Here is an 8,196-nt window from a genome sequence, read left to right on the forward strand (position 1 = left end):
CACCACAGGTCAATGGCGAAAGCTTGCGATCAGCCCGTAGCCACGGGGAATACCATGAAGACATGACGCCCGACTCGTCGCCGCCGAGCCGCCGAAGCACAGCTCGCTGCGCGAAATCGAGCACGTCGTCATGCTGATGCAGGAGAACCGGTCCTTCGACCACTACTTCGGCACCCTCTCCGGCGTCCGGGGCTTCGCCGACCCGCAGGCTCTGCGGCTCGACACCGGACGGTCGGTCTTCTACCAGCCGGACTCCGAGAACCCCAAGGGCTATCTGCTGCCCTTCCACCTCGACACCCATACGTCCAGCGCCCAGGCGATCCCCTCCACCAGCCACGCCTGGTCGGTGCAGCACGAGGCGTGGAACGGCGGCCGGATGGACCGCTGGCTGCCGGCGCACCGCAAGGCCGACGGCGTCAACGGCCCCTACGCCATGGGCTACTACACGCGCGAGGACATCCCCTTCCAGTTCGCCCTCGCCGAGACCTTCACCGTCTGCGACCACTACTTCTGCTCGGTGATGGGCCCCACCTGGCCGAACCGCCTGATGTGGATGACCGGGTCCATCGACCCCGGCGGCACCCGGGGCGGCCCGATCCTCAGCAACGTCGCGCCCACGCCGTACCGCTGGACGACGTACGCCGAGCGCCTCCAGGCGGCCGGGATCAGCTGGAAGGTGTACCAGCAGGACGACGACTACGGCTGCAACATGCTGGAGCAGTTCGCGACGTTCAAGGGCGCCCAGCCCGGCTCCGACCTGTACGAGCGGGGCGTGCGGCCGCAGCCGGAGGGCACCTTCGAGGACGACGCCCGTAACGACCGGCTTCCGACGGTGTCATGGATCATGCCGACCAGCTACCAGTCCGAGCACCCGGACTATCTGCCGGCTGCGGGCGCCGACTTCGTGGCGTCGAAGATCGAGGCGATCGCGTCCAACCCGAAGGTGTGGCGCAAGACCGCGTTCATCCTCAACTACGACGAGAACGACGGCCTGTTCGACCACGTCGTCCCGCCGACCCCGTCCGCCGGCACATCGGACGAGTTCGTCCAGGGGCTGCCGATCGGCGGCGGCTTCCGGGTCCCCGCCATCATCGTCTCGCCGTGGACGGTCGGCGGCTGGGTCGCCTCCGAGCCCTTCGACCACACCTCCGCGCTGCAGTTCCTGGAGCGGTTCACCGGAGTCGAGGAGCCCAACGTCAGCGACTGGCGGCGGGAGACCTTCGGCGACCTGACCTCCGCCTTCCGTTTCTCGCACGCCCGGCCGCGTCCGCCCCGCCTGCCCGACGACACGGCCGAGCAACTGCGGAAGGCCCAGCAGGAGGTCGCGACCCTGCCCAAGCCGACACTGCCGGGAGCCGACCAGCGCTTCCCGCGCCAGGAGAGGGGCCGCCGCCCGCACGTGTGACGCCCGACCGCCCGGCCCGCTCCACGGCACGTCGTGACCGCCGACCGGTCACCCCGCCAGGGCGCTACGGGCCACCGAGAGGGCCTGTTCCGCGTAACTCCGGCCGAACAGCACGGCGTGCACCAGCAGCGGGAAGAGCTGGTGCACGCCGACACGGTCCGCCCAACCGGCGGCGAGCGGCGCCTGGTCCTGGTAACCCTCCAGCACGGCCTCCAGGTGGGGACAGCCGAAGAGCGCCAGCATCGCCAGGTCGGTCTCGCGATGCCCGCCGTGCGCGGCCGGGTCGATCAGCCACACCTGCCCGTCGGACCCCCACAGCACGTTGCCGTTCCACAGATCGCCGTGCAGCCGGGCAGGCGGCTCGTCCGGTCCCGCCAGCCCGGGCAGCCGCTCGCACAGCCGCTCCACGACGGTCGCCTCACCGGGGCGGACGGTGCCCTGGTCGACGGCGCGCCGCAGATACGGCAGGACACGATGCCCCGCGTACCAGTGCGGCCAGTCGGTGCCCGGCTCGTTGCGCATCGGGGCGAGCCCGATGTACGCGTCGGGGGGTCCGTCCGGTGGCGGCGCGCCGAACGCGGGCGCCCCGGCGGCGTGCAGGGCCGCCAGGTCACGACCGAAACGGACCGCCGCCTCCCGGCTCGCCCGCCCCTGCGGAACCCGGTCGATGACCAGCCAGCTCCCGTCGTGGCCGTGCACGCCCGGTACCCGCACCGCCCCGGCACCGGCCAGCCAGCGCAGCCCGGCCGCCTCGGCCCGCGTCGCCCCCGGATCGTCGGCACGCTTGACGACCACCACCCGCCCGTCGTCGAGGGTGACCTCCGCGAGGGCCCCGGACAGCGGCCGTTCACCGGTGACCACCCGTCCGGTGAGCCGGGCGGCGGCGTCCGTACGGGCGGTCATACGTGGTCCTCCTCGACTCCGCGGTCGATCTCCGACCAGCGTACGGTCGTGGCGGAGTCGCTCAGCTCCCGGAGCCGCAGTCGACGTCGAGCAGCTGGATCGGCCGCGTCGCGTCCAGGTCGACGTAGGCCGTGAAGTCGGCTTTGCCGGACCCGCCGTTCCAGTACGTGCTCACCGTCGCCCAGCCGACCCGCGCGGACTGGGCCGTGGTGACGGGGCCGATGTCGATGGACGCCGGGATGTTCTGGGCGCACAGCAGGACGTCGAACTCCGGGTTGTCGGCGACCTTCTCCTTGAGCTGCGGCGAGATGCCGTACTTGCGGGCGAAGTCGCCGGGACCGTGCTCGCCGTAGAAGTCCTCGAGGAAGGTGTGGATCTCCTCGGCGGTGTACCGGTCGTTGCCGTCGGCGGCGGACGCGGCGGCGGCCGGGACCGCGGCGGCGGCGATGCCGAGAGCGGCGACACAGCCGACGGCGTACGCGCGCCAGCGGGCCGGACGCGCAGTGGTGCGGATCATTCTGGATACCCCCGTTGTGGTCTGTTGCGTCTGTGCGACTTCTCTTGCCTTGCTTTGCCTTGCCTTGTCTGTCCTGCCTTGGTCGAAGGAGTAGACCTGTCCCGGTCGCCCGCCGTTGTGCTCCCCTTGGCGGCCGTTTCGATTCCGGGACATTCGCCACGCACCGGTCACGCGGGACGGTGAAATCCCGCCGCCCACCGACAGAACCGGCCGTCGCCGGGGGAGCAGTCGGGTCATGACGACTTCACCGTTCCAGCGCACCATCGCCCTGCCCGCCCCCGTGTGCGAACAGGCAGCACAGCACCTGGAGCAGGCCGCGCAGCGGGCCATCGACGGAGCCGCGATCCCCCTGAAGGCGTTCCGCGCGGCCGCCGACAGCGACTTCACCCTCCCCGTCTCGGTCGTCGAGCAGGCGGCGGCCTGTCTCCTGGTCCTGGCCACCGAGACCGCCCAGACCGTACGGCCCTCGGCCCTGCGCGCCACCATCAGCGTCGCGCTGCGGCTGCGCGACGCCGTGGATCTGACGCATCAGCCCGCCCTCAGCAGCAGGTTCTGGTGAAGCCGGGCTGATGTTCCGGGGCCCTGTGCGTCAGGTGGCTTCGCGGAAGGCGACGTCGACCTGTCTGCGGCGCAGTTCCTCCAGCGAGGTGTGCTGCCGCCGGGCCCGTTCGACGAGGTCGTCGAGCTGCCGCGCGTCGAGGCGCCGGTCCGTGCCGGCCAGGGCGCGCAGGGCCTGCCAGACCGCGGTCTTGCCGTCCACTCCCAGCCGCAGCGCCTCCAGCTCCCACAGCGTGCTCAGCGGGGAACGCCGTACCAGGCTGCCGTTGCTCTTCAGCCGCCCCATCTGCTCGGCCGCCCGGCCCGCGTAGACCTTGTAGCGCCGCACCGGGACGTCCAGCCGCCGCATGATGTGCAGCAGGCTCGCCCGGTCCTCGGCGATCTCGTCGGCGATCGGAGCCAGGGCGTCGGCGAGCGCCGGATCACCGCACGAGCGCAGCAGATAGCGGACTCGAGCGGTCCCGGCGGTGGCGCCGGCGAGATGGTCGTTGAGGTAGATGCCCAGCAGGGACATGTCCGTGGCCGGAGCACCCGGTGCGCCCGGCGGGTCCGCTCGCTGTTCCGTCATGGCACTGCTCCTGTTCTGCTCCGGCCCTGTTCCACGGCCACCCGCGTGGTGACGCGTACGACGCAGGGGTTTCGGGGCGTCGAGCCGGGCCCGAACCGCACGGGAGGCTCGACCGGGGCGAGGGCGCCGAGGCTCTCGCCCTCGTAGGTGACGGTGGCCGAGGTGACGGGGTGCAGGTCCCGGACGCCGTACCACTGGTGCCGGCCGGCCCGGGCACTGCCATGGGTGCGCGCGCCCAGCAGCAGCCGGGCGGGCCGGTCCCACAGCGCGATCCAGCCCGGACGGGTGGCGAGCCGGCCCGGCACCGCCCGCAGCGCGAGGCCCGGGAGGCCTCTTTGGCCGGTGCTGAAGCGCAGCTCGAGCGGCGACGCCGAGACGGCCCAGTGCCGGCGGTCGGTGACCCGCACGCCGACCGGCACGACCCGTACCTCGTCGAAGACATACGTACCGGCCACGAAGTCCGCCGTCTCCCGTGAGGGCGCCAGCAGCAGCCGCAGCCCGCCGGGCTCCTCGAACATCACGTCGCTGAACGGCCCGAACGGCGACCTCGCCCAGTGCCCGAGCACCACACGAGCCCCGGACGCCGTTCCGATCCCCGCGATCCAGCCGTCGAAGCGCAGTGTGCGCAGCGGCGACCGGGTTCGGGTTCGGGTACGCCGGGCCGGACCACTGGGTTCGCCGGACTCACCGGGCCCATGGAAGAGCACGCGGGCCGGGTGCCCGGCCCCTTCGCGGCGAAACGGCACCGGGCTCCGGCGATGTGGCCGAGGCCACGCCGGGGACGAGGTCCCTGTCACGCCCGGGCGAGCACGGCGGCAGCTACCGTCTACGAGCAGATCCCCGCTTCCCCCACCCTTTCGGACGGCCCGGCAGTGCAAGCAGATCTCTCCCCTGTCATCGCGGCGACCGCCCAGTGGCTGACCCGCGCCTACCCCGCCTCCGGCGGCGCCCTGGCCTCCGCGCTGTGCGAGGTGCAGGCCCGGCAGGCCGTGACGGTCGCGGCGTGGCTCAGGTACCCGACGGAGATGGACGCCGCCCTGCTCGGCATGGCGGGCCCCGGCGGCTCCGCGCGGCTCGACTGGGTCACCGGCGCCGACGCGGCCCCGTGCGACGACGGGGACGACGCGCACGCCTGGCGCACCTGGGTGGACGAGGTCGTCGCGAGCTGGGCGGCCTGCCTGCTCACCGACCCGGAGCTGGCCGACCGGGCGGTGGCCGCGCTCGCCGAGGGCAGCCACAGCACCGGCACACCGGCCGAGTTCCGCCGGCTCGTCGCCCCCGACGACGGCGACCGCCGCGCCGCCGCCCTGCTGCGTCACCCCGACCTGCTCGCGCCGGTGGCCGGCCTGCACCACTCCCGACTCCTGGACCGCCTCCACCCGGGCCGCACCCTGATCGCCTGACACGGCGCCCCTGACAGGGCCTGCCCCTCACCCTCCGTCACTCACCTCTTTGCCGTACGCGACCGTGCCCCGCTCGTAGGGGCGGCGGACGCTGAGCGTGGCAACGCCGCTGACGGAGGAGAGACCGACATGACCACCGCCCTCTCACCGAGCTGGGAACACGCCGTCGTCACAGGCGGTGCCGGATTCGTCGGATCCCATCTGTGCGGGGCGCTGCTGGACGCGGGCGCCGCCGTCACCTGCGTGGACGACTTCAGCACCGGCAGGCCGGAGAACATATCCCCGCTGCTCGAGCGGCCCGGCTTCACGCTGGTGCAGGCCGACGTCACGGAAGGACTGCCGGTCAAGCGGCGGCCCGACCTCGTCCTGCACTTCGCCTCCCCGGCGTCCCCGGCGGACTACCTGCGGCTGCCGCTGCACACCCTGGAGACGGGCAGCCTCGGCACCCGCAACGCCCTGGACCTCGCACACTCCGCCCAGGCCCGCTTCGTCCTGGCCTCGACCTCCGAGGTCTACGGCGACCCGCGGGAGCACCCCCAGGACGAGCGCTACTGGGGCAACGTCAACCCCGTCGGCCCGCGCAGCGTCTACAGCGAGGCCAAACGCTTCGGCGAGGCGCTGACCACCGCCCACGCCGAGGCCCGCGGCACCGACACCTGCGTCGTGCGGCTGTTCAACACCTACGGCCCCCGGATGCGCGGCGAGGACGGACGCGTGGTGCCGGCCTTCGTACGGCAGGCCCTGGCGGGCGAACCCCTCACCGTGACCGGCGACGGCCGGCAGACCCGGTCGCTGTGCTACGTCGACGACACCGTGCGCGGCGTCCTTGCGGCGGCCGCCCACGGCATGCGGGGCCCCGTCAACATCGGCAGCCCGACCGAGATCAGCGTGCTCGACCTGGCGCGGCTGGTCGTCGAACTCGCCGGGTCCTCCTCGGAGATCCGCCCCGGCGCACGCCCGGTGGACGACCCGGCCGTGCGCTGCCCGGACATCACGCTGGCGCGCGACAAGCTCGGCTGGGAACCGCAGGTACGCGCCGAGGAAGGGCTGCGGCGCGCGATCGCCTGGTTCCGTGAGGACGCGACGGCCGACTGACCCACCCGGGCTCGCCCCCCGGTTCCCCGCCTCGGGCACCGCCGCGCCGGTTTCCCCGACGCTCGGCGGCTGCCCTAGTCGAACTTGCCGCGGCCGGTCAGCGCGTCGCGCAGCCGGTCGATCATGCCCGTGCCCGGAGCCAGCAGCTTGTTCGCCGGAGGCTTGTCGGGGGCGGCCGGGTGGGGCCGGGTCGGGGCGGTCTTCTTCACCTTGCGGACCTTGTCGCCCAGCTCGTTGAGCGTGTCCATCGGACAGGCCTGCCGCAGCGCGGGGAAGAGAGTCCCCTCCTCCTCCGCGAGATGCGAGCGGATCTCGCTCATCAGCATGCCCATCAGCCGGTCGAAGTCGGCGTCGCCCGGGTCGCAGCCCTCGAGGTCCTTCATGATGCGCTCGGCGGTCGCGTGGTCGGCGAGCTCCTGGTCGGCGAGGGCGTCCCCGTTGGCCACGTGTTCGCGTACGGCCGGGTACAGGTAGGCCTCCTCGGCCACCGAGTGCCGCACCAGCTCGATCGTGACCTGGTCCGCGTACACCTTGCGGTCCTGGTGACCGGACGGCAGTGCCTCGATCCTGCCGAACATCTCCTCGACTTCGCGGTGATCGGTCACCAGCTCGTCGATGACGTTTCCTCCGTGTCCCATGTCCTTCACCTCCAGCCCCCGGGTCCCCCCGGCCCCCAATGGGCTAACGCGCGGTCCCGAACAGGTCCCGCCGACGGCTCAGACGGGGAGCTTGGCCCGGACCCGGCCGGCCGCGGCGGCCGGCCGTGCGGTGGCACGGACGGAGCGGCGCACCAGTCCCGCGTCGTGCCGCAGGCCATGCGCGGCATGGGTGCCACGCCACAGCAGCGAGGGGCGGGCGCCGGTGTCGTCGGCGGCGATCAGCAGCCCGCCGAGCATGGACATGTTTTTGAAGAAGTGGATGCGCTGCTGGGCCCGTTCCGAGGGGTCCTCCGCCTCCCAGAAGCGGTGCGCCGCCAGCGTCGTGGGCACCAGCGTGGCCGCGATGGCCCGCGCGGCCGGCCGCGGCATGCGCCCCGTGGCCAGCATCAGACCCGCCACGACCTGCACGGCGCCGTTCAGCCGTACGACCTGCTCGGTGCGGTCGGGCAGTGCCGAGACACGTTCGGTGACCGGTTGTACGACAGGCTCGGCGGCCGGGGCGACCTCCTCCGGGGCACGGACGGAACTCAGGCCGCCCGTCAGGAACATCGAGGCCAGCATGGGGCGGCCGAGCACGCGCAACAGACTCATGGCCCTCTCCAAGGGTGTCGGTGGGTACAGCGCTCGCCGGGTTCCCCGTCGGGGGCGAAAGCACGCACCCGGTTCGCTTCGCGGGGCTGATACGCATGCGTCGGATGTTGAACAAGTGATCTAAATAAACTCATGGGTAAGTTGGCATGATTTGTCCCCATCAGGTGCACTAGAGGAGAAAGCATCCGCTTCCCTCAAGGAGATGGTGCAATGTCCTCCACCGAGAAGGTCACCAAGGAACTGACGGGCATCCAGAGTGCCGACATCGAGGCGGCACTCGACCCGGCAGAAACCGACGGCGTCTACCGCGACAGCCGTGAGTGCGCCGCACTCGCGCTGTTCAAGGGCGGATTCGGTCTCCTCCTGTCGCCGCCCACCCCGCGCCCCAAGAAGGGTTGAGTGGATCGACAGGAGCAACCATGAAGCAGTCAGGCACTTCGTCTCTCTTGCAGGACGCGGTGCAGGACCTCGCTTCCGGCGTGGTCTCCGCTCTTCGG

At 72.1% G+C, this 8,196-nt stretch carries 10 protein-coding genes and 1 pseudogene; 5 read left to right on the top strand and 6 right to left on the bottom strand.

The features are described 5' to 3' along the window. Nucleotides 1-70: 70 nt before the first annotated feature. A pseudogene (locus ACFTZL_RS36575) lies at nucleotides 71-1,405 on the top strand (alkaline phosphatase family protein); the annotation flags it as partial. A 48-nt stretch (nucleotides 1,406-1,453) separates the two neighbouring features. Here the strand turns inward: ACFTZL_RS36575 and ACFTZL_RS36580 are convergent. Beyond that, nucleotides 1,454-2,308, bottom strand: coding sequence for a fructosamine kinase family protein (locus tag ACFTZL_RS36580; protein ID WP_382592209.1), 855 nt, complete (start codon nucleotides 2,306-2,308; stop codon nucleotides 1,454-1,456). Nucleotides 2,309-2,369: 61 nt separating this feature from the next. After that, nucleotides 2,370-2,825 carry a hypothetical protein gene (locus tag ACFTZL_RS36585; RefSeq protein ID WP_184598829.1) on the bottom strand — a complete coding sequence of 152 codons (456 nt, stop codon included), beginning with the start codon at nucleotides 2,823-2,825 and terminating at the stop codon, nucleotides 2,370-2,372. Between the two features lie 235 nt (nucleotides 2,826-3,060). On the opposite strand from ACFTZL_RS36585, the gene ACFTZL_RS36590 reads away from it, so the two are divergent. Further along, nucleotides 3,061-3,384, top strand: coding sequence for a hypothetical protein (locus ACFTZL_RS36590; RefSeq protein WP_189729797.1), 324 nt, complete (start codon nucleotides 3,061-3,063; stop codon nucleotides 3,382-3,384). Between the two features lie 30 nt (nucleotides 3,385-3,414). Here ACFTZL_RS36590 and ACFTZL_RS36595 read toward each other — a convergent pair whose 3' ends face one another. Further along, nucleotides 3,415-3,951 (bottom strand): hypothetical protein, encoded by a 537-nt coding sequence (locus ACFTZL_RS36595; RefSeq protein WP_382592213.1) that lies wholly within the window; start codon nucleotides 3,949-3,951, stop codon nucleotides 3,415-3,417. Beyond that, the gene (locus ACFTZL_RS36600; protein ID WP_382592230.1) at nucleotides 3,948-4,580 is read right to left on the bottom strand and encodes a hypothetical protein; all 633 of its coding nucleotides are present in this window, start codon (nucleotides 4,578-4,580) and stop codon (nucleotides 3,948-3,950) included. The genes ACFTZL_RS36595 and ACFTZL_RS36600 overlap by 4 nt, the downstream gene beginning before the upstream one ends. A 243-nt stretch (nucleotides 4,581-4,823) precedes the next feature. On the opposite strand from ACFTZL_RS36600, the gene ACFTZL_RS36605 reads away from it, so the two are divergent. Together ACFTZL_RS36605 and ACFTZL_RS36610 are read left to right on the top strand one after the other, a co-directional pair. Continuing rightward, nucleotides 4,824-5,354, top strand: coding sequence for a hypothetical protein (locus ACFTZL_RS36605; RefSeq protein ID WP_382592216.1), 531 nt, complete (start codon nucleotides 4,824-4,826; stop codon nucleotides 5,352-5,354). A gap of 129 nt (nucleotides 5,355-5,483) precedes the next feature. Beyond that, nucleotides 5,484-6,449, top strand: coding sequence for an NAD-dependent epimerase/dehydratase family protein (locus ACFTZL_RS36610; RefSeq protein ID WP_382592219.1), 966 nt, complete (start codon nucleotides 5,484-5,486; stop codon nucleotides 6,447-6,449). Nucleotides 6,450-6,523: 74 nt separating this feature from the next. Here ACFTZL_RS36610 and ACFTZL_RS36615 read toward each other — a convergent pair whose 3' ends face one another. Then, nucleotides 6,524-7,087 (bottom strand): hemerythrin domain-containing protein, encoded by a 564-nt coding sequence (locus tag ACFTZL_RS36615; RefSeq protein ID WP_382592222.1) that lies wholly within the window; start codon nucleotides 7,085-7,087, stop codon nucleotides 6,524-6,526. A gap of 78 nt (nucleotides 7,088-7,165) precedes the next feature. Next, nucleotides 7,166-7,699 carry a DoxX family membrane protein gene (locus ACFTZL_RS36620; RefSeq protein ID WP_382592224.1) on the bottom strand — a complete coding sequence of 178 codons (534 nt, stop codon included), beginning with the start codon at nucleotides 7,697-7,699 and terminating at the stop codon, nucleotides 7,166-7,168. A 210-nt stretch (nucleotides 7,700-7,909) separates the two neighbouring features. Here ACFTZL_RS36620 and ACFTZL_RS36625 point away from each other — a divergent pair, with 210 nt between their 5' ends. Beyond that, nucleotides 7,910-8,098 (top strand): hypothetical protein, encoded by a 189-nt coding sequence (locus tag ACFTZL_RS36625; protein WP_382592227.1) that lies wholly within the window; start codon nucleotides 7,910-7,912, stop codon nucleotides 8,096-8,098. The last annotated feature ends 98 nt before the right edge of the window (nucleotides 8,099-8,196 follow it).

Source organism: Streptomyces sp. NPDC056948 (genome assembly GCF_042674225.1).
Taxonomy (GTDB): Bacteria; Actinomycetota; Actinomycetes; order Streptomycetales; family Streptomycetaceae; genus Streptomyces; species Streptomyces purpurascens.